Genomic DNA, 19639 nt, shown 5'->3' on the forward strand with positions numbered 1-19639 from the left:
ATATTTATTTATGCTAAAGTGACTTATATAGATGCTTTATTTAATGGTGAAAATATTTTTTAAAACAATAAATTAATTTCAATTTTACAGAATAGCAAGAAATAATTGAATTATTAATTAAGGAAATTATAAAATGGAAATTAAAATTAATTAGGTCAAATATTTATCCTCACTTCATTTATGACGTTTTACATTATCTCAAAAGAACAACTAAATATATAAAACAAAATGAAAAATAAAATGACTAAAGTACAAAAGAAAATCAAAACACCAAAAAAGAAGATAGTAGATCCAGCTTTGGTTTTTAAAAAAGCTTTAGCTATCTCTATTATTATACCTTTTTTATATATAACTAGAACTATAATAAATTTATTTTCATCTATTTTTAATATGATTAGTAATTTTTGTAGAAATATTTTGCCTATATTAGTAATGATATCATTTCTTGTGATTGATCTTCCGGTAGCTTTGGGGTTTGATTTTAAAAAACATTTTGGTTTTGATTTAGCAAAAGATATAGACTTATTTAGCAGTATATTTGGTGCATATCTTCCTAAAAGTCTTAGTATATTTTTAACAAAAACTCTAATTACTATTCTAATAGTAAGTATCTTTGAAACGATACATAAATTATTTTTAGATATAATAATTAAAGCATATACTGTATTAAATGAATGTCATTATTATATAAACGATAATTGGATTTATGAAAAACAATATAAAGACGTAAAAGAAGAGGGTAATAATTTAATAACAGATGAGACAGACTATAAAAGCATAACCAAAACAGATGCTATACATAATTAAATTGATTGGTTATCGTAATTTAATAGTTAATCAGAGTTTATGTTAATTTAAATTTGAATTATTAAAGCTTGTCATTAATCATTATACAAAAGCTCGACTTGAAAAATGAAGTCAGTCGTTGTTCTGCAATTATCGATACAATAATATTTCTTTATTAGATTGTATTTGGTATAGTTATTGGAATATTTCTCTATACTCTTTATCTAGTGATAATTACTTAGTATAAATCTTATTGATTAAATATTCTATATATTAGAATTGAGCAAGAATTGAGTGACCTTGCAATAGTTTTAGGAGACAATATGCACTTGTGTCTGATTCTGGTTTAAATAGGGTCAGGTGTTTTAGTTAGATTTAAGTAAGAATTATGTAAATCCTAATTGGAAACAATTTAAGGTCAAAAGAAGAGAGACTATTATAAAGAGCAGAGAAACATCTTATATTTATGTCGAGGGAAATATTGGTATTCTATTAATAAGTTACATAGTTTAAATATATATCTAATTTAAAGAGCTTATTATACTAAAATTATCCTTTAAGTTATCTATCTATTAATTAATAGAAAGGTTTATATATTAAATGTCGCTTTCTATTTCTTTAACTGAAGCTAGGGCAATAGCGGTTGCAAGCCAGGGATTTGGTTTGGATAATGTGTCGTTGAGACGTATCTTTGAAAGAGTAAAATCTATTCAGCTTGATCCTTTAAAAGCTGTTCGTGAATCTCATGAGCTTGTATGTTTATCTCGTGGTTTATCGCTTACAGAGGCGCGCTTGATTTTAACTCAAGAGAGCGCTTTTCCCGTTTTTACTTTCCCGGGTCATGCTATGGCTATTTTACCGCTTTCTTTTTGGCCGTGGTTTGCATTTATGCGTAGACGAATACGGGTTAACGGTTGGCGAGGTCCTGATGTTAATGCAGCTGCATTATGTGCTGTACGCGAACTTTTACATGAAAAAAAGGGGGTAACAGTAAAAGATTTTCCGAAAGCGAATGGATCGGGGTGGAATCGGTTATCTCCATGGCGTACTGCTGCTGAGTGGTTGTTATGGACGGGCGAAGCAGTTTCAACAACTCGCGATGGTACCCGTCGTATATATAGGTTAGCACAGGATAGTATTCCTGCTGGATTGTTTAATTTTGAACCCTCTGATGATGAGTGTTTCTCGTATCTTATTCAAGCAGCAATTGATGCACTTGGTGTTGCTACTGTAGAGGATATTGCTGATTATTTTCGTTTGCCTCGAGCGGTCGTTAAAAATACGTTAGAGCAACTTGATTGCTTAAAAGGCACCGTTGAGGGGTGGAAACAGCCGGTATGGCTATCTCGCCGTGCTGAGGAACTAGCATTATTAAAATTAGATAATATAACTCTTCTTTCTCCATTTGATTCTCTTGTTTGGTATCGTCCAAGGTTACATAGGCTTTTTAGCAAACTATATAAATTAGAGTCTTATAAGCCTGCTCATAGTCGTTATTTTGGTCATTATTTTATGCCCATTTTATGGGGGACAAAAATTGTAGGACGTATTGCTCCGCGTCGTTGTAATAACAAAATATGGATAGAAGCACACGAATTGGATGCTGGTATAGATTGTACAATTATGGAAAATATACAAGATATTTTGCAAAAATGGGGTGAAGCTTCAGTATCTTTCGGGACTTCCTAAAGACAAATAACTTATGCATAAGATCTAGATTACTTATCAAAATTTTTTCGTTAGATGAGGATTTTCAGCTTTATTACTAACAGCCTCAAGTAGCCGCGTTTTTATCTTTTGTTTTTTAGCTTAATAGTATTTTTGTGTAATGCAATAACTACTTATTGTTAAGGTGTTTATGTTTATCAGTTCTGCGGTAAGTCTTTGGTGATGACATTATATATATCGTTATGAAGTTATAATCATAGTTTTGTTTTTTGTATATTTTGGATAGTTGTTTTTGTAAGTAGCGTTTATTTTTTATGTGGCTATAGGTAATTAATTAGATTCCGTATGCACGCCAATAGGCGCAGTGGTACACTATTCTAATATTGTCGTTGGGGGTTTAATTTGGTTAACATAAAAATATAGCTAAAAATGACTGGGGTTATATCTGTTTTATTTTATATTACTAAGCTTTAAGTATTATTATATTTGTCTTTGCTATCGATACTGGTAATAATATCTCATACGCGCGTAGCTTGTTGGACTCGCCGATCAGCATATTTTATGGTGGAATTTTGCGGATTTAAGTTTAACAAGCAGAGGTGGCAGCAAATTAAAATTACAGATTTTATAATTCTTTTACTTAAATAATAGATAATAGTTTTCTAGTAAATATTTTAACTTTAAAGGTTAGTTTATAAGATTTCTACCTTTTTAGTAAATAAAAATTTTAATTATTTTTTACTTTTTTTGATGCAAGTTCATCTAGTGACCAAATAGTAGGAACGGTAATAATAAAAGCTATAATCAATATACTAGAAACTAAAATTGCTATAGATTTTAATGATAAAATTGTGCCTAAAATAGAAACTAGAAAACTTCCAAGAGGTAGCCCTGTATATCCTATAACTCTAAATGCAGAATTAGCACGACCTAAGAGATTTTTGGGTGTTAAACTTTGTCTAAGAGGTGTGATGGCAATTAACCAAAAACTCAACCCTACTCCAGCCATGAATATAGCAATCCAAACTACAAGAACAGATTTTGAAAAAGCAGGAACTAGCAAAATCATAATTGTTCCAATAATATCAATTATAATGGCTAAACGGATAGAAAAATTATTGAAAAATTGTAAACAAAGACATCCAAACATAGTGCCCAGTGCATAAGCTGAGAGCATTATACCATATTTTTGAATAGATAAGCCGAGATAATTTGCATCTGTTATAAATACTATTAGAGAGCCCATAAAAGCTCCAAAAACCAGGGAAAGGAAAAAAGTTATTGTAGTTATAGAAAAAATAATTTTATTTGAATATAAAAAAGAAAAACCGCTAAAAATATATTTTATACTGATAGCGTTATTTTCTTCATTATTAGATAGCTTTTTATTTAAAGCAATAGATAAAGTTAACAATGACAAAATTAATAAAAATCCAATAAATAAGAAAAATAAAAATATATTATCTATAATAAAACCAGTTGCAATTATAGGGCTAATAAATGAAGATACACCTAATTCCATAAATATAACTAAAGAATAAAATTTATATAAATCTTTATTTTTCATAATTAATGGTGGAATAGTGAGCAAAAGCGACTCGATAAAAACAACTATTATTCCAGAAAAAATAGAATATATAAAAATGTAATATGTTATATCTAGATTAAAAAATAATATAAGGATATTTACAGCATAAAGAAAAATAAACAGAAAAATAAATATTCTAGTTGTAGATAATATTTTATATCTATCAAATAATACTCCAAAGAAAATACCAAATATAGGCCAAGATAATAAAAAAAACGTCTGACTTAAACTTATGTAGGATAGATCATATCCATACATTTTAGATATTATTGGTATAGAAGTTTTTATAAAACCGTTGACAAATGATAATAGTATTACTGTTATACATAGATACCTTATGTTTCTATCTTTAAAAAGAAACATCATAATTAGCTCTCATGAAATACAATCGCAATCACTAAACATATAATGTTTAGTGATTGCTATGACATTGACTTATATAAATTTACCTAGTTTATTTTCTATTTTGACGTTAACAGATTTTAATTTACCATATTTTTTATAATTATACTATTATATATAATTTTATACATATAGTTTTTGTTTGATATATGTTTGCGAAATAAAATTATAATTACTTAGTATAAACATGGTATCATATTTATAACATTTTCATTATATGTGTTTATGACAATTATTTTACTGTATTACATTGTATTTTATAGTTTAATTAAATTATATAAATTAGGTGCAAAAGTTAAGACTTAATCTATAGAGATTTGTTTGTTATTTGATCTATAATTTAAATTTGTGGTTGCTATTTCTTTTTTGTGCTATTAAAAATAACTGCCGGTTATTTTTAATAGCAAGATAGTATTTAAAACTTCCTTATTATAAGAATAAAGATTTTACTCTGTGATTTAAGATGTTAATAACAACAGAAAACTATGAGGCGATGTGGAGCCATAAGCCTTATGCAGGGCTTTTTATAGCAATGTGTGGATTTGATGGCAGTGGTAAAACAACTCAAACTCAAAATATTGCTAATGTTTATTCAAGTAAAAGAAAAGTAATTAAAACTTATCAGCCGACTAATTGGTATAGAAATTTACCAGAAGTGCGTGCATATTTGGATAAAGGATCTTATATTGATCTTCAGTTGTTAGCTCTATTCGCTGCTGCAGATAGGCGTAAACATAGTATAGAAGTAATTGAACCTGCTTTATTAAGTTCTGATACTTTGTTGATAAGCGATAGATATATTTTTTCTTTGCTTAGTTATTTTTCTGTAATAGGAATGAAGTTAGAATATATTATTAATCTTAATCGTAATTTACTTAAACCGACATTAAGTTTTTATCTTGATGTTCCTTCCTCTGTTATATTGCAAAGGCTAAAGGAACGAGATGGATCTATATTAAAATTTGAAGAAAAATTAGAATTTATAGAAAAAGTCTGTGCTGTCTTTCGTTATCTAACTACGATAGATGAAAAATTTATATTAATTGATGGCACACTTTCCGAATCGCAAATAACAAAAATGCTATGTGAACTAATAGAAAGAAAGAGGAATACTTATGAATAAAGCGATAAAATTCATTGATAGATTTAAAGATGCTGCACAACTTTATTCTCCTTTATGTATAGGAATAGATCCAACGCCTGAAGTATTAAGAGCTTGGGGTGGAAATGATGATCTGTTATCTTTAGAAAAATATTGTGATCAATATAGTGACATTCTCATTGGAAATGTAGCAATGATTAAACCGCAAGCATCTTTTTTTGAGCGATTTGGCTCCGAAGGAATTAAGGTTTTAGAGAAGCTAATTGCTAAATGCAGAAAAAATAATATCTTAGTATTACTAGATGCAAAACGTAGCGACATTCCTACAACTATGCAAGGCTATGCTGAAGCATACTTTAGTCAAAATAGTTCTATTAGAGTTGATGCTATCACTGTCACACCATTTCTAGGTTTCGATACTTTATTGCCGGTTATTGATCTTGCTGCTAAAAATGGCGGTTATGTTTTTGTGGTAACGGTCTCCTCAAATCCTGAAGGAATTAACTTACAACGAGCATTAATTGATAATAAACCATTATATCAGCATATTGCTGAAAAAATAAAACATATTAATACAGTGATTTATCCAGATAGCAAACCTTGCGGAGCTGTAGTGGGAGCAACACAAACTAATTTACCTGCTGAATTTTATGATACTTTACAAACGGCTATGCTTCTTAGCCCGGGTATTGGAGCACAAGGAGCCTCGATAGAAAATTTAGCTATGAAGCACGTAATGAATAAGTTTATTCCTACAATTTCTAGACAATTATCTCTAATAGGGAATGATCAAGTTCAGATATTAGATCGTCTTGAGAGTTTTAAAGATAAGGCAAGACAACTTATAGGTAAGAGTTAATATAGGAATTATAGCGAAACTTTTGGTTATTGTAGAATTAAAAAATTTAATGTTACAGTTTGTTATTGTTTTTAATAACTTAAATAAGGAAAATTCTCAAAAGGTTCAGTCAAATTCGAAAGCAAGAGTTAATTTATATTATCCTGTGTGTGCTCACAGTAGATATATAGTAGCTCTTGTTGTTCCAGGCTATGAGTTTGGCAGATATTTAGCTAATAACAATAAATAAAATATAAAATTATAGGAGCTTAAAGAATTTCAATGTTATAGCAATTAAAAATCCTAATAAAAAAATGTTGATATTATAAACCAGTTTACTCTTTTCATTTCTTGACTCCGCTAAACAATATTAAATTTATTCAATGTTTTTATAATATAATCTCGCTTTCAGTTTGTTATTATATAAATATTAAAGATAAGATAAACATTAAAATATATATCTGTATTTTTATGTTTATTTGTAGGTAGCGCGACTGTAACTCAGGCCAATGGTGTTTTTAATAACGTAAATGTGGATGCTAAAAACTCTTAAAAGTCAAATCTAAAGGCAGGAGTTAGTCTTTATTGCCCACCATTGCAATATTAGGTGGAATTGCACCAGGCTATGAGTTTGGTAGAGATTTAGCTAATAACAATAAATAGAATATAAAACTATAGAGTTATAAGGAATTTATATGCTATAGTGGCTAAGAATCCAGATATAATACAAATTGAGACTACAAACCAGTTTTTTGCTTTTTTCATTTTTTTGCCCTTGTTAAACAATGTTAAATTTCTTTAATATATCCCAAGTAACAATGCCAAGAAAAATACCCCATCCTATCCATATTACTATGCAGCAATCTTCATATTTATCTTTTTTGTCGTTTTTCATAATATTATCCTTCTTATTACACTTAAATTTACAACAGATAAAAAAATCTATGTAAGTTTAAAGTTTATTCTTTATCAATTACATACCCCACGACTATTCCTACACCAACAGAAGCTCATAATACACACGGAGATTAATATAAACTAACTTCTGCTTCCAGATTTGACTTTGAGAATTTTTAGCATTTACATTATTAAAAACACCATTTGCCTGAGTTGCACTACCTACAAGTAAATATAAAAATATGGATATATATTTAATTTTTATATTATCTTTAATATTTTTTTTAACAGTTAATTTTAATATTTACATACTATATTTGCAACTATAATCTAAATTTATACTTGCAAAACTGTTAATACAGAGAATATATTTTTTACTACATTAGATAATATTAATATATCCATATATTGATATCAAAATAAATCATAGAGTGCTTTTTAAGATAAATAGTAATTTTGATATAATGAAGTTATAGTATAATTAATAATTGATCTTATGCTGAAAAATATCTTGTAGAATTTATATCTATCAGTACAATAAATCTATAATTAACGGTAGAGTTTAATATTGAGATAAGAGACTTTAATTAAGATAAACTTTTTAACTAATTAATTATTATTGTTAGTAAAAATTGCTAATATCTAACTAACTATAAAATAATATATTGTATTAATAAAAAATTTATCAATATTCATAACTAATTGCTTTGTATAAAATTCTAGCTGATATTAGCGATTAAATTTTCTAAATGATTTAATAAATATTATACGATTAGATTATAAGATATTTATAAAGATTCATTTATTTTTTATATAGTAATCAATATTTTTTTGTTGAAGATAATTGACCGCTGACTCAGGTAAAGGTGGGCAGTCTGGTTGCGAAGCAGTTTCTATCAGTAGTTCATTACAGCTAGTTTCTGTTAATTCAATTAATTTGTTAAAAAAATCTTTAGGATCCATATCACTAGGTAGCGCTGGTAAAATTTTGCATCTTAATGTACCGCCATATTTAGTAAATTTTTTTGCTGACCAAAATAAGCCTGCATTATGAGCAATTATTATTACTGGAACATTTAAGTTTTTATATAAATTAACAATACCGCTTTTATAAGAAGGTTCTTCTCCTGGAGTTTTTCTTGTTCCTTCAGGGTAGATTAAAATTTGTCTTCCTTGATTAATTTTTATTTGTGCTTCCTTAGTGATTGTTTTAAGCGCTTTGAGTGGAGATTGCCGGTTAATAGCAATCATTCCTGTTTTTTTAACAAACAATCCAAATAAGGGTATACGTAAGAGTTCTTGTTTTAAAATTAATGATGGATGATCTAATATTGGAAAAAAACCAAAGGTATCCCACGCTGATTGATGTTTAGGGGCTATCAAATAACTAGTACCTGCAGGAGGTAAATTTTCTATACCTTCTATAATAATCTTTACGCCTATTATACGGGAGAATAACCAATTATTGATGCGCGCCCACAATTTAGTAATACTCCAAGTGGTTTTTTGTGATGATAAAAAAAACACAGGTAAAAAGATAATAACTTGTAAGATAGTAGAGATATAAAAAATTATTATAAAAATAAGGCTGCGTATAAAAGCCACTAGAACACCTTTAATCTAAATAAATTAACATTGTAATATTATAAATTATTCCTTGATAAAAGGCTAGTAAAATGACAATTTATATCTTTCTTATTTATATTGCTATTCACATTTATATATTTCTCCTTGTTGTAGAATATCTTTCCAATTTGCACCTAATATGGCTTTTGCACTTATAGCATTATTGCTTTTACCTTTAGCTTCATCAAACATCTGTATAATTACAGTGTGATATCTATCAGGTAACTCTTTATGGCTGCCACTCATTTTAAAGGTAGGGATAGGGGTTTTTAGTTCAGTATCAACTTTGGTATCTAAATAAAAACTATCTGCTTTTACCTGTCTGATTATATAACTATCATAACCTGCTTTTAATGTTTCTAATGCTGCAACTTTTTGTGTAGTGCTAATAATTTGATTGAAAGAACATCTATCATTAACTTTAACATTGATAATTATCATGTCAGCAGAGGTTCTAATAATGCTAGAAGAAAAATTAGAACCTAGGATACAGGCGCTTAGAAAAATAGAAAGAAATATAAGGGTAAAAGATTTTTTCATGCTATCTATCCTTTATTATATGTATAAAGAAATAGAATAAAATATATAAAAACTAGATATATAAGAGATTTTTTTTAAGCTTAACTAATTTTAGTCACTAAAAAAAGATATATAGAGAAGTTTATAATGGAGCGGGCGATGGGATTCGAACCCACGACCCCAACCTTGGCAAGGTTGTGCTCTACCCCTGAGCTACACCCGCTCATATATTAAAACATAATATATTTACTTGCTATATATGCAATAATTTAATTAAGATTACAACATAAAAATATAATTTTTATATTTTTATAACCTTTCTGTGGAAAATTTACTTTCTTTTATTAGTCGATCGTTTTATATTGAACAATATAAATTTTTGAGAAAAATATAAGTAATATGGCACAAAAAAAAGCTTATGAGGTTGAGGATTTTCTAAAAGCGGAATCTCTCAAAAGTTATCCTGTAATATTGATTTATGGTCCTGATCGTGGAATGGTCTTTGATAGGGCTAATAAAATAATATCGTTAAATAATGTTGACACAAATAATGTGTTTAGTTTGATAAAAATGGAAGTAGCTGAGTTAGAGCAAAATATAACAAAATTAATTGATGAAGCTAATACAATATCTTTATTTGGCGAGCAGCGTATTATTTGGGTAAAAGATGCTACAAACAGTAAAAAATTATTAAATAATTTAGAAATGATTTTGAAAGATATTCCACCAAATTTGTTAATATTAATTGAAGCAGGTGATTTAAAGATAACACATGGTTTAAGATCATTGATAGAAAAACATCCTAGATCTATGGCTTTACCATGTTATCCTGATGATGCAAAATCTTTAGATAATCTTATCGAGCAATATCTAAAAAAATTTAATTTAACTATAACGAAAGAAGCAAAATATCTCTTAAAAGAATATTTAGGAGGAGATAGATATGCGTCAAAAAATGAATTAGAAAAATTATGTTTATATTGTCTTGAAAAAGCGGAAATAACTATAGAAGATATTAAAATAATAATTAGTGATGTAGCTAATTTGAATCATGATCCAATCTTAGAGGCTATTTTTGCAGGAAATATTTCTTTAGCTGATAATTATTTTACTCGTTATTTAAGATTGGGGGGTAATATCCATTGGCTTTTAAGTGCAATTTCTAAACAGTTACAACAATTACAGATGATACATTTACATGTGCAAGAAGATAAGTTAACTATCGAGCAAGCAGTTAGCCGGCTAAAGCCAGCTGTTTTTTATAAAAAGAAAAAACAACTGGAGTTAGCCGCTATTGATTGGAGTTTGCCCATGATTGTTAAAGCTATCAAACATATGCAAAAATTAATTTTTGATATTCGACAAATGCCACATTTACAAAATATTTTGGTTTTTAGAGTGATGTTAACATTAGTCAAAATGGCTACTTATGATAAAGATTCCATTAAAAATTAAGTTTTAGGTACTGTTTCAAAATATATTTTACGTAGTTTTTGTGTTATTGGTCCCCATCCATTATCATAATCGGCTATAGTTACTCCATCTATCATTGACACTGGTGATGCTATCTGCGATGCTGAAGATACGAATACTTCTGCTGCGTTGAGAGCTTCATCTAAGGTGAAAGGTTTTTCTAACACGGGTATTCCACATTCATGTGCGATTTTTAATAATCTAGCTCGAGTAATACCAGGTAAAATAGCTTCATTAGTTGGATGAGTAATTAATGTTCCTTGTTTAGTTATGATAGAAATATTTGAAGAACTAGATTCCGTTACATTTCCTTCTAAAGTAAAAATAACATCATCGGCGCCTTGTTGTACGGCTTCTGTTTTAGCTTGTGAGGCATATAATAATTGAGTAGTTTTTATATCTCGACGTTGCCAACGACCATCTAATTTAGAAATTAAATGTTGAGATTTAATTTCCTGAATTGGTTTGTCAAAATATAATGGAATAGTAAATAAGAAGAGATGTGGTTTATAAGGGTGATTTTCATAATTAAAATCTCTTGGTCCGGAACCACGTGATAATTGTAAATAAATTAGACCTTCTTTTAAATTATTTTTTTCTTTTAATTGTAAATGTATTTGTAATAATTCTTGAAGATTTATAGAATAATTCATATTAAGCTTCTTAATAGAGGATAAGAATCTTAGCATATGTGCTTCATAATCCAATAATTGACCGTTAATCACAGCGGTTGCTTCATAGATAGAATCTGACATTAATACTCCGCGATCAAAAATAGAAATTTTTGCTTCAGATTCCTTAACCCATTGTCCATTAAGATAAATAATTGGTTCCATTAGTTTCCCTTTCTTCTTTCTGTGTTCCCGGATTATCTAATACTAACATATTGTCAGCGTCGGGATTTAATATATGTATTTCATGAGCATTATTTTTGCTTTCAATGGTATGATAATATAAAATATCATCTTTTTCTAAAGTTTTTTGAGGAGTTGCATCATTTTTGGGGGTTTTCCATTCAAAAACGTCTAACTTACCAGAAATAGGAGAATAAGGAAGCCATTGTGTGGAGCTTTTACCTTCACCTATCCATGTTGCATCTTTAGGAGCTATTCTAGCTTTTGTGAGCCATTGTTTTATTAAAGCTTTATTACCAGTTTGTAATTCCTCTATATCTGCTAGGAGTAAGTAAGCATTTTCAGTAGGTCTAGAATCTATTAATTCTTCAAGAATTTGCCGTGCTTGGTAAATATCTCCAGTTTCTAATAAACTACGCGCATGTAACAGAGTTAAAAATGGTGTAGTGCTACTTAAAGTTAATAGTCGTTCAACTCTTTTCAGTTTTTCTAAGGCAGTAGCATATCCGGAACGTTCTACATATAATAAGGCAATATTAGGATGTGCAGTAGATAACCATGCTTTTTCAAGGATTTGTACTGCTTTTTTACCTTTACCTTGATTAAATAATAAATTAGCCTGGGTAGTTATAGCAGGAACAAATTGAGGAGATATTTTTACGGCTTTTTTGATATTATCCATAGCTTTTAACGGGTTGCTATCTTGATAATATAAAGCTGAACCGGTTAATAATACTAATTTTAGACGTTTTCTTTTATTTTGAGAATTTTTATCGGTTCGGTTAGATTTTTGGTTTAATTGGTTAATGGCGCTATCCCATTCATTATTTTGTGCTAGATTGGTGATTACTTCTTGTTGTGCCCAATCGCTTTGAGGGGATACTTTCAGAGCTTGCGTGGCATAGGTTAAGGCTAATTCATTAGAATTATTTTTTTTTGCTTGAGTGTATAAACCATGTAACGCAAATAATCTGCTATGAGGATTTTTTAGTAATTTTTCATAGAGAGAGATAATTTCAATATTTTGGTTAGTTAGCAATGCATGTTGTATTGCTAGTATATTTACAAACATATTATTGTGGTAATCGGGTAATTTTTTTATATTTTTTTGTAACTTATTATAACTATTAAGATCACCAGAAAATATAGCTAAAAAACCTTGTTCTAAAGCTTGTTGTGCTTTAGCCGTACGTTTTCTTTTCCAATATTTTGAAATATAATGTGGTATAGATATTAATTGATAAAAGAAAAAACCAACAAAACTGAGCAGAGCAGCTATAAGTAAAATTCCACCGAAGAATTTTTGACTGGAAATAGTAATTTCTAAATTTTGGTAAGTTAAGATAATATCGCTAACATGATGTGGTAACCATGTAAAAAAATAACCTAAAATAATTAGTAATATAAAATACATTATTAGGCGAAACATATATTAACTCCTCAGACTAATTTAGTAAAAATTGATTAGCTAGAATACGAATTTTAAAAGCTTGTAAATTATCTTTACTAAGTTGTTGGGTTTTTTCTGACAATTGTTTCCATAGTGTTACTAAAGTATCGTAATTTTGTTGAAACACTAAGTGTGATAGCTGTGATAAAATTTTTGCATCAGAGAATTGTTGTTCTGTTGGTTTAGCTTTAATAGTAACTAAGTTTTTTAAAACTGAAATCACTTTATTGTTTGAAGTACTTATATCTTCAGTTACTATTTGTGGTTGACTTATTTCATTAGCTAACTCAATAAACTTTTGTGATATTTGTGGTAAAGTCGGTAGCCCTACTTTAGCATAAGGTAGTAATGAGTTGTATAAGTCCTGATCAATATTTAAAGAATCAGAGAATAATTCTGTAAAAGGTCTAGATGTTTTTAGACGTTCCTTAAATTTACTTTGATTAGATTCAATTATATCTGTTGAATGGTTAGTTGGATTATCATTAGAAAGATTTTCATTCACTTTAATTAAATAATTGTCGAATTGTTCCTTTAAGGTAGAAATTTCTTGATGTAGATTTGCATTTTCTGACTTAAGTTGAGTTACTATAGCTTCAGGGAGAGAATTTTGTTTAATGAAATTTACTTCATCTTGTAAGGTTAAAAGTTTAGATGTTAATTCTTTTCCTTCAGCTAAAATATTGTAGTAGCTGTTAGTAAGTTGCTCTATTTTTTGTTGATTGGTAAGTAATTCTGTTTTTAATAAAGTTACTTCTTCTAAGATATTATTATTAACCGTCTTAGAATTTTGGCTGAAATATATTTTAAAGGAGGCTAGTATAAGGAGGGCTATGAGTAAGATGATTATAGGATAAAATATTTTTTTAGAGAATTTTCGTCCGGGTTTCTCTGTGTTAAGCTTTTCTTTTAAGTTATCCTCTGACAATATTTCTTCTACATCTGGTTTATTTATTAAGATTCCTTCGATAGAAGAGTTGATTTCTTCATTTGAATCTGCATCTTTTTCAATCGCTTTTTGGGTTATAGTTTTAGGTTCTTGGTTTTTTTTAGAATATTTCATTCGTTTCCCGGTTGCCATTTTCGCCTCTTCTTAGCAGTTCAAGCATTCATATATATAAAAGCTTATTATATTATAGATTATATTGTAAACATAAAAAAAGTTGCTCTTGTGTTGGTATTGTAGGAAAAAAACTATTTTTTTGTAGCTTCTTAGGTAAATTATTATAAATACGTTCTGATAAGCAAAAGAATTTAGTTTTATTATTAATATATGGGGTTAATTGTAAATATCCTTCAGTAGCCATTAGAGAATAAAATAATATTGCATCCATAATAGGTAAATTGCAATTTTTAACTTTATTAGCAATGGAGTCATATGTTTCTATTAAGATAATATGTGTTTTATTTAATTTTGACAAGAATTTATCAAATCTTATCTTACCAGCTAAATATAAAACCTGGTTTTTTTTATCAATTATTTTATTAATTTTATTTACCATCTCTAAGCTAGTTAAAGAAGTAGAAATTTTGTCAAATCCTAGTGTTTCAGCTTGTTCTGCAGTTTTATCGCCAACAACAAATATTCTTTTTTTTTGTAATAATTTAATATCTGCTTTTTTTAAGCTTTTTAGAGCAAAAGGACTAGTTGCTATTATAATAAAATCATTAATTAAAGAGGGTAGCTGATAGTCGATAGGGATTAATTTAGTTAAAGGATGACAAAATACATTATATCCTAACTCCGTTAATATTGTCATAGTTGAATGACACATTATTTCAGGGCGAGTGATTAAGACATTTTTAGTTGTTTTGCCAAGTCTCAAAGAAATTTTCTCCTACTTGATTTCTTAAATTATTAGCAGCACTTTTACCAATGAGTATTGCATCGTTGACATTTCCTGTGACATAAGTGGAATATTTATAATTACCATCAGGTGATAAAAGTATGCCCATGAAGGATAATTCATTGTTATAGATAGTAGATAAAGCTGCAATTGCTGTGCGGCAAGAGCCACCTAAATGTTTGGTGAAAGCTCTTTCAGCCATAATTTCATATGTTGTAGTTATATCAGCTATCGCTTCTAATAGGGTTAATGTCTCTTTATCATTAATTCTTGTCTGTACGGCAATAACTCCTTGTGCTGGAGCTGGAGGAAAATAATGATCGTCCATTATTTCTGTAGCTAGGTTAGCTATATTTAGCCGTATTAAACCTGCATATGCTAAGAAAGTCGCATCTATTTGTTGATTATTTAATTTTTGCAAACGAGTGTGTACATTACCTCTTAAGGTGACAACATTTAAATCAGGTCGGTAATGTTTAATTAAAGCACGTCTTCTTGCTGAAGAAGTACCAACAATAGCACCATACGGCAAATTAGTAAATTTGTTAGTTTTATTACTAATAAAAGCATCGGATCTATTTTCTCTTTTAAGGAATATTTTACAACTTAAATCAATAGGATCAAAAGGAGGAAGATCTTTACATGAGTGCACAGCCATATCTATTTGTTGATCTCTTAATGCTTGCTCTATCTCTTCTGTGAATAAACCCTTACCACCTATTTCTGTTAAAGGTTGGTCAGTTAAACGATCTCCTTTAGTAGACATAGCTATTATTTCTACCATATCATTAGGTAAATTATGTATCTTGCAGATTTTTTGTTTTACTATTTCTGCTTGGATCAAAGCTAATGGACTTGCTCTGGTTCCAATTTTTAATTTTTTTTTGTTCATAAAGATTGCTCTATAATATAATAATCGATTATAAGATAAGAAAATTAAATTACTCTTAACTCAATTAAGTTACAATAGATAATAAGAAAAATTGAGGTTATTTTATGCATATTTTGGGAATTGAAACTAGTTGCGATGAAACAGCTGTAGCAATTATAGAATATAATGATAAAACTTCAGGAAAAATATTAGCAAATATAATTTATAGTCAAATTAAGATTCATGCGCCCTATGGAGGAGTTGTTCCTGAAATTGCTGCTAGGGCTCATTTACCTGTGTTAGATAATATGATTAAAGATGCTTTATCTGAAGCTAATTTACAGTTAGAACAAATTGACGCTTTTGCTGCTACAGCGGGCCCCGGTCTCGTTGGTGGACTAATTGTAGGACTTATGACCGCGAAATCTTTAAGTTTAGCTTGTAATAAACCATTCATTGCGGTTAATCATCTGGAAGGACACGCCTTAACTGCAACTTTAACAAATAAAGTAGATTTTCCTTATTTGTTATTGTTAGTATCAGGTGGACATACGCAATCTTTGATTATTAATTCTTTAGGTGATTATCAAAGATTAGGTACAACTATTGACGATGCTTTAGGTGAAGCTTTCGACAAAACTGCTAAATTATTGGGATTAGAATATCCTGGTGGTGTAGCTATTGAACAAATGGCTAAAAATGGAGATCCTACCCGTTTTGATTTTCCTAAACCATTATGGGGCGAGAAAAGATTAGATTTTTCTTTTTCAGGCTTAAAAACCGCTGTAAGACGACAGATAGAGCAATTGCAACCTTTAAGTCAAAAAGATATTGCCGATATTTGTGCTTCTTTCCAACAGGTAATAGTAGAAATTTTAAATGAACGTTGTTTATTGTCATTTAAAGAGTTTCAACACCAATACCCTAATCTTGCATCATATAATTTTGTAATATCTGGTGGTGTAGCTTCCAATCAAGTTATTAGAGATTCCTTAAAAATATTAGCTAATAAATATAATTTTAATTTTATTGTACCTGAACCAAAGTTATGTACAGATAATGCTGTCATGATAGCTTGGACGGCGGCACAATATTTTGCAAATAATATTACTCACTCTCTAGATTTTGCGCCAAAATCACGATGGCCTTTAGATCAAAAATCAAGACCTATAATTGGATTCGGGAGAAAAGGTGCAAAAGCATGAGAATAGTTAAAAAAATTGCCGTATTAGGTGGCGGAGCTTGGGGAACAGCTATCGCTGCTAGACAGTCTATCATTGGACATGAGGTAACTTTATATGCCAGAAATAAAAAAATTCTAACAGAAATTAATCAACAACATAAAAATTCTGTTTATTTACCGGATTGTATTCTACCTTCTAGTTTGAAAGCCGGTGATGATTTGGAGCAAATTGTACAAAATAAGGATTGTTTATTATTAGTGATACCTGCTCAAGAAATGGTAAATTTTCTAACTAAAATAAAGACCTTTATACCTTGTAATACACCATTAGTAATTTGCTCTAAAGGTATTGATCAAGAGAGCGGTCGAAGTATGTCACAAATCGTTAAAGATATTTTACCGAATCAAGTTTTTGCGATTTTGTCAGGTCCTTCATTTGCGTGTGATGTGGTGCAAAATGTTCCAGTAGCTGTAACTATAGCTGCTGATTCGCTAACATTAGCCGAAAATTTAGCAAAAATATTATCAGGGGCTTATTTTAGAGTATATTCTAGTGATGATGTTCGCGGTGTAGAATTAGGGGGGGCATTAAAAAATATTTTAGCAATAGCTACGGGTATGATAATGGGGTATAATTTAGGATTAAGTGCTCAAGCAGCTTTGATTACTAGAGGCTTTATTGAGTTACGTAGAATAGGTGTCTGTTTAGGAGGACGTAAGGAGACATTTATGGGTTTATCTGGATTAGGGGATTTAATTTTAACTTGCTCATCTGCTCAATCAAGAAATTATTTATATGGTGTTGCTTTAGCTAGAGATTGTGATTTAAAACAGCTAAAATTAGCAGAAGGTGTAGCGACTGCTAAAATTGCTGCTACAATCTGTGAGGAAAAAAATATAGATGCTCCAATCACAAAAACGGTTGCAAAATTATTAGAAAATGAAATAAATATTAAACAAGCGGTAGCATTATTGCTTGACCGTCCATTGAAAAGGGAAGATTAATGTTATTCACGGTTATTGCTTATGATAAAATCAATCATTTAGAGAAACGTAACGAATTAAGATCAAAACATTTAGAATTTTTAGAGTCTTGTGGAGAAAAGTTAAAATTAGCCGGACCATTTTTAGATGATGAAGGTCAACCCATTGGCTCCTTATTAATTTATGAAGTTGAAAATAGAGCAGAATTAGAACAATTAATAAAAATGGATCCTTATACTGAAGCTAATTTATTTGAAAAAATAATTATAAATCCATGGCGTTTAACTAAGAATAATTTAAATTAATATGGCTTATTGGTTAGTAAAATCTGAACCGGATGTCTGGTCTTGGCAACAACAAAAAGCAAAAGGTAAAACTGGCGAAGCTTGGAGTGGAGTACGTAACTACACGGCTCGTAATTATATGCGGTTAATGCAATTGGGTGAAAAAGTATTTTTTTATCATTCTAATATTGGTAAAGAAATAGTTGGTATAGCTGAAGTTTCTGCTATTGCTAAACAAGATCCAACTACAGATGATAAAAGGTGGGAGTGTGTGGAGTTAATAGCCTATATGGATTTACCTAGAGCTGTTACCCTAAAAGAAATTAAATCAGATGGGCGTTTTGCTAATATGGCTCTGGTTAAACATACACGTTTATCTGTACAACCGGTAACTGAGCAAGAATGGCGAGATATATGTAATTTAGCAGGATTAACTGATATTATAATTTAAGATTATATCGGTTAGCTAATAATTTACCCTTGGATAGGAAATAAATATTTAGGAGAGGTTTTCCTAATAAATTTACTTTTTTCTGTTATAGGCTGTAATAAGCTTTTTTCTGCTTCTATTATTAATACGCCGCCAAAAATAGGTAGAAAATATTTTATCTTAGTTAGCCAACTTTCTGGTAACCACGGATAATTAAACATTTTATATAAAGATTCTTTAATTTTTATAGAAGAAAAATTATTATCATATAATAATTTTTTTATTTGATTAAAACTATAAGGTCGACCATTTCCAAATGGTGTTTCTTCTCTATTAATCCAGTAACTTAGTCGATGCGGGACAATAATAATTACTCTTGCAGAAGGTTTTAAGATGCGCCAAATTTCTTGTAATAGTTTATTTTCATCATTAGCCGTTTCGAGCATATGTATTAATAGCACATAATCAACAGTTTCATCATTTAAAGGTAATTTTGTTTCGTCAACTAACATAGTGCAATTTTTATAAGCCGTTGGCCAAGTCTCAGCGCCTTGATAAGCAGGCATTAGGGGGATAATAATTTTTCCTAATTTAGTTAAATCATTTAAATAAGGAGGAGTATAACCTAATCCTATGATAACATCATTTTTGTGAGGTGGATAACTATCTTTAATAACTTTTTGTAATATTTTAATAGTTTTTTGGCCTAACGCTGATTGATAAAATTGTCGTAGGGAACGAATATCATAATACATAATTAATCTTTACTTTATTATACGACCTAATATAAAATTATATATTTAATATAGTTATATAATTAATGATTGTCATCTGTTT

18 protein-coding genes and 1 tRNA gene are annotated in these 19639 nt (G+C 29.2%); 9 read left to right on the top strand and 10 right to left on the bottom strand.

The window, feature by feature from the left end; genetic code table 11:
- The first annotated feature begins 240 nt into the window (after positions 1-240).
- Both AB6T46_RS00495 and AB6T46_RS00500 read left to right on the top strand, forming a co-directional pair.
- Complete coding sequence (locus AB6T46_RS00495) at positions 241-807, top strand: hypothetical protein (RefSeq protein WP_370931503.1); 567 nt, start codon at positions 241-243, stop codon at positions 805-807.
- 579 nt (positions 808-1386) lie between these two features.
- Positions 1387-2475 (top strand): DNA glycosylase AlkZ-like family protein, encoded by a 1089-nt coding sequence (locus AB6T46_RS00500; RefSeq protein WP_370931504.1) that lies wholly within the window; start codon positions 1387-1389, stop codon positions 2473-2475.
- A 706-nt stretch (positions 2476-3181) separates the two neighbouring features.
- Here the strand turns inward: AB6T46_RS00500 and AB6T46_RS00505 are convergent.
- Complete coding sequence (locus AB6T46_RS00505) at positions 3182-4408, bottom strand: MFS transporter (protein WP_370931505.1); 1227 nt, start codon at positions 4406-4408, stop codon at positions 3182-3184.
- 499 nt (positions 4409-4907) lie between these two features.
- Between AB6T46_RS00505 and tmk the strand changes: the two genes are divergently transcribed.
- Complete coding sequence (gene tmk / locus AB6T46_RS00510; protein ID WP_370931506.1) at positions 4908-5567, top strand: dTMP kinase; 660 nt, start codon at positions 4908-4910, stop codon at positions 5565-5567.
- Complete coding sequence (gene pyrF / locus AB6T46_RS00515; protein ID WP_370931507.1) at positions 5560-6405, top strand: orotidine-5'-phosphate decarboxylase; 846 nt, start codon at positions 5560-5562, stop codon at positions 6403-6405. Before tmk ends, pyrF begins: the two co-directional genes overlap by 8 nt.
- 1674 nt (positions 6406-8079) lie before the next feature.
- Here the strand turns inward: pyrF and AB6T46_RS00520 are convergent.
- From AB6T46_RS00520 to AB6T46_RS00530, 3 genes are all read right to left on the bottom strand, one after another.
- Positions 8080-8886, bottom strand: a complete 807-nt coding sequence (locus tag AB6T46_RS00520) for a lysophospholipid acyltransferase family protein (protein ID WP_370931508.1) — start codon at positions 8884-8886, stop codon at positions 8080-8082.
- Positions 8887-8988: 102 nt separating this feature from the next.
- Positions 8989-9447 carry a hypothetical protein gene (locus AB6T46_RS00525; RefSeq protein WP_370931509.1) on the bottom strand — a complete coding sequence of 153 codons (459 nt, stop codon included), beginning with the start codon at positions 9445-9447 and terminating at the stop codon, positions 8989-8991.
- A gap of 127 nt (positions 9448-9574) precedes the next feature.
- A tRNA-Gly gene (locus AB6T46_RS00530) sits at positions 9575-9649 on the bottom strand.
- Positions 9650-9825: 176 nt separating this feature from the next.
- Here AB6T46_RS00530 and holA point away from each other — a divergent pair.
- Positions 9826-10881: a DNA polymerase III subunit delta gene (gene holA / locus AB6T46_RS00535; protein WP_370931510.1), complete on the top strand. Its 1056-nt coding sequence runs from the start codon at positions 9826-9828 to the stop codon at positions 10879-10881.
- Here holA and AB6T46_RS00540 read toward each other — a convergent pair.
- The 5 genes from AB6T46_RS00540 to hemC are packed head-to-tail and all read right to left on the bottom strand — an operon-like array spanning position 10878 to position 15942.
- Positions 10878-11735: an aminotransferase class IV gene (locus AB6T46_RS00540; RefSeq protein ID WP_370931511.1), complete on the bottom strand. Its 858-nt coding sequence runs from the start codon at positions 11733-11735 to the stop codon at positions 10878-10880. The two genes, holA and AB6T46_RS00540, sit on opposite strands and share 4 nt — an antisense overlap.
- Positions 11713-13182 (bottom strand): heme biosynthesis protein HemY, encoded by a 1470-nt coding sequence (locus tag AB6T46_RS00545; RefSeq protein ID WP_370931512.1) that lies wholly within the window; start codon positions 13180-13182, stop codon positions 11713-11715. The genes AB6T46_RS00540 and AB6T46_RS00545 overlap by 23 nt, the downstream gene beginning before the upstream one ends.
- Positions 13183-13198: 16 nt before the next feature.
- Entirely contained in the window at positions 13199-14284 is a 1086-nt protein-coding gene (locus AB6T46_RS00550) for a hypothetical protein (RefSeq protein ID WP_370931513.1), read from the bottom strand.
- 52 nt (positions 14285-14336) lie between these two features.
- The gene (locus tag AB6T46_RS00555; protein ID WP_370931514.1) at positions 14337-15029 is read right to left on the bottom strand and encodes a uroporphyrinogen-III synthase; all 693 of its coding nucleotides are present in this window, start codon (positions 15027-15029) and stop codon (positions 14337-14339) included.
- Entirely contained in the window at positions 15007-15942 is a 936-nt protein-coding gene (gene hemC / locus AB6T46_RS00560; RefSeq protein ID WP_370931515.1) for a hydroxymethylbilane synthase, read from the bottom strand. Before hemC ends, AB6T46_RS00555 begins: the two co-directional genes overlap by 23 nt.
- A 104-nt stretch (positions 15943-16046) precedes the next feature.
- On the opposite strand from hemC, the gene tsaD reads away from it, so the two are divergent.
- From tsaD to AB6T46_RS00580, 4 genes are read left to right on the top strand one after another with little or no spacing between them, the layout of a single operon-like run.
- Complete coding sequence (tsaD, locus tag AB6T46_RS00565) at positions 16047-17126, top strand: tRNA (adenosine(37)-N6)-threonylcarbamoyltransferase complex transferase subunit TsaD (protein ID WP_370931516.1); 1080 nt, start codon at positions 16047-16049, stop codon at positions 17124-17126.
- A gap of 2 nt (positions 17127-17128) precedes the next feature.
- Positions 17129-18109: an NAD(P)H-dependent glycerol-3-phosphate dehydrogenase gene (locus tag AB6T46_RS00570; protein ID WP_370932067.1), complete on the top strand. Its 981-nt coding sequence runs from the start codon at positions 17129-17131 to the stop codon at positions 18107-18109.
- Positions 18109-18393, top strand: coding sequence for a YciI family protein (locus AB6T46_RS00575; protein WP_370931517.1), 285 nt, complete (start codon positions 18109-18111; stop codon positions 18391-18393). The genes AB6T46_RS00570 and AB6T46_RS00575 overlap by 1 nt, the downstream gene beginning before the upstream one ends.
- A gap of 1 nt (position 18394) precedes the next feature.
- A complete protein-coding gene (locus AB6T46_RS00580) occupies positions 18395-18823 on the top strand; it encodes an EVE domain-containing protein (protein ID WP_370931518.1) in 429 nt (142 codons plus the stop codon).
- A gap of 23 nt (positions 18824-18846) precedes the next feature.
- Here AB6T46_RS00580 and AB6T46_RS00585 read toward each other — a convergent pair whose 3' ends face one another.
- The gene (locus tag AB6T46_RS00585; RefSeq protein ID WP_370931519.1) at positions 18847-19557 is read right to left on the bottom strand and encodes a methyltransferase domain-containing protein; all 711 of its coding nucleotides are present in this window, start codon (positions 19555-19557) and stop codon (positions 18847-18849) included.
- Positions 19558-19639 lie beyond the last annotated feature (82 nt).

This window comes from Bartonella sp. DGB1, assembly GCF_041345015.1.
Classification (GTDB): Bacteria; Pseudomonadota; Alphaproteobacteria; order Rhizobiales; family Rhizobiaceae; genus DGB1.

Excerpts from the sequence above, each read along its gene's own strand:
- AB6T46_RS00495 (WP_370931503.1), top strand. The coding sequence starts at position 241 with ATGACTAAAGTACAAAAGAAAATCAAAACACCAAAAAAGAAGATAGTA.
- AB6T46_RS00500 (WP_370931504.1), top strand. The coding sequence starts at position 1,387 with ATGTCGCTTTCTATTTCTTTAACTGAAGCTAGGGCAATAGCGGTTGCA.
- AB6T46_RS00505 (WP_370931505.1), bottom strand. The coding sequence starts at position 4,408 with ATGATGTTTCTTTTTAAAGATAGAAACATAAGGTATCTATGTATAACA.
- tmk (WP_370931506.1), top strand. The coding sequence starts at position 4,908 with ATGTTAATAACAACAGAAAACTATGAGGCGATGTGGAGCCATAAGCCT.
- pyrF (WP_370931507.1), top strand. The coding sequence starts at position 5,560 with ATGAATAAAGCGATAAAATTCATTGATAGATTTAAAGATGCTGCACAA.
- AB6T46_RS00525 (WP_370931509.1), bottom strand. The coding sequence starts at position 9,447 with ATGAAAAAATCTTTTACCCTTATATTTCTTTCTATTTTTCTAAGCGCC.
- holA (WP_370931510.1), top strand. The coding sequence starts at position 9,826 with ATGGCACAAAAAAAAGCTTATGAGGTTGAGGATTTTCTAAAAGCGGAA.
- AB6T46_RS00540 (WP_370931511.1), bottom strand. The coding sequence starts at position 11,735 with ATGGAACCAATTATTTATCTTAATGGACAATGGGTTAAGGAATCTGAA.
- AB6T46_RS00545 (WP_370931512.1), bottom strand. The coding sequence starts at position 13,182 with ATGTTTCGCCTAATAATGTATTTTATATTACTAATTATTTTAGGTTAT.
- AB6T46_RS00550 (WP_370931513.1), bottom strand. The coding sequence starts at position 14,284 with ATGGCAACCGGGAAACGAATGAAATATTCTAAAAAAAACCAAGAACCT.
- hemC (WP_370931515.1), bottom strand. The coding sequence starts at position 15,942 with ATGAACAAAAAAAAATTAAAAATTGGAACCAGAGCAAGTCCATTAGCT.
- tsaD (WP_370931516.1), top strand. The coding sequence starts at position 16,047 with ATGCATATTTTGGGAATTGAAACTAGTTGCGATGAAACAGCTGTAGCA.
- AB6T46_RS00575 (WP_370931517.1), top strand. The coding sequence starts at position 18,109 with ATGTTATTCACGGTTATTGCTTATGATAAAATCAATCATTTAGAGAAA.
- AB6T46_RS00580 (WP_370931518.1), top strand. The coding sequence starts at position 18,395 with ATGGCTTATTGGTTAGTAAAATCTGAACCGGATGTCTGGTCTTGGCAA.
- AB6T46_RS00585 (WP_370931519.1), bottom strand. The coding sequence starts at position 19,557 with ATGTATTATGATATTCGTTCCCTACGACAATTTTATCAATCAGCGTTA.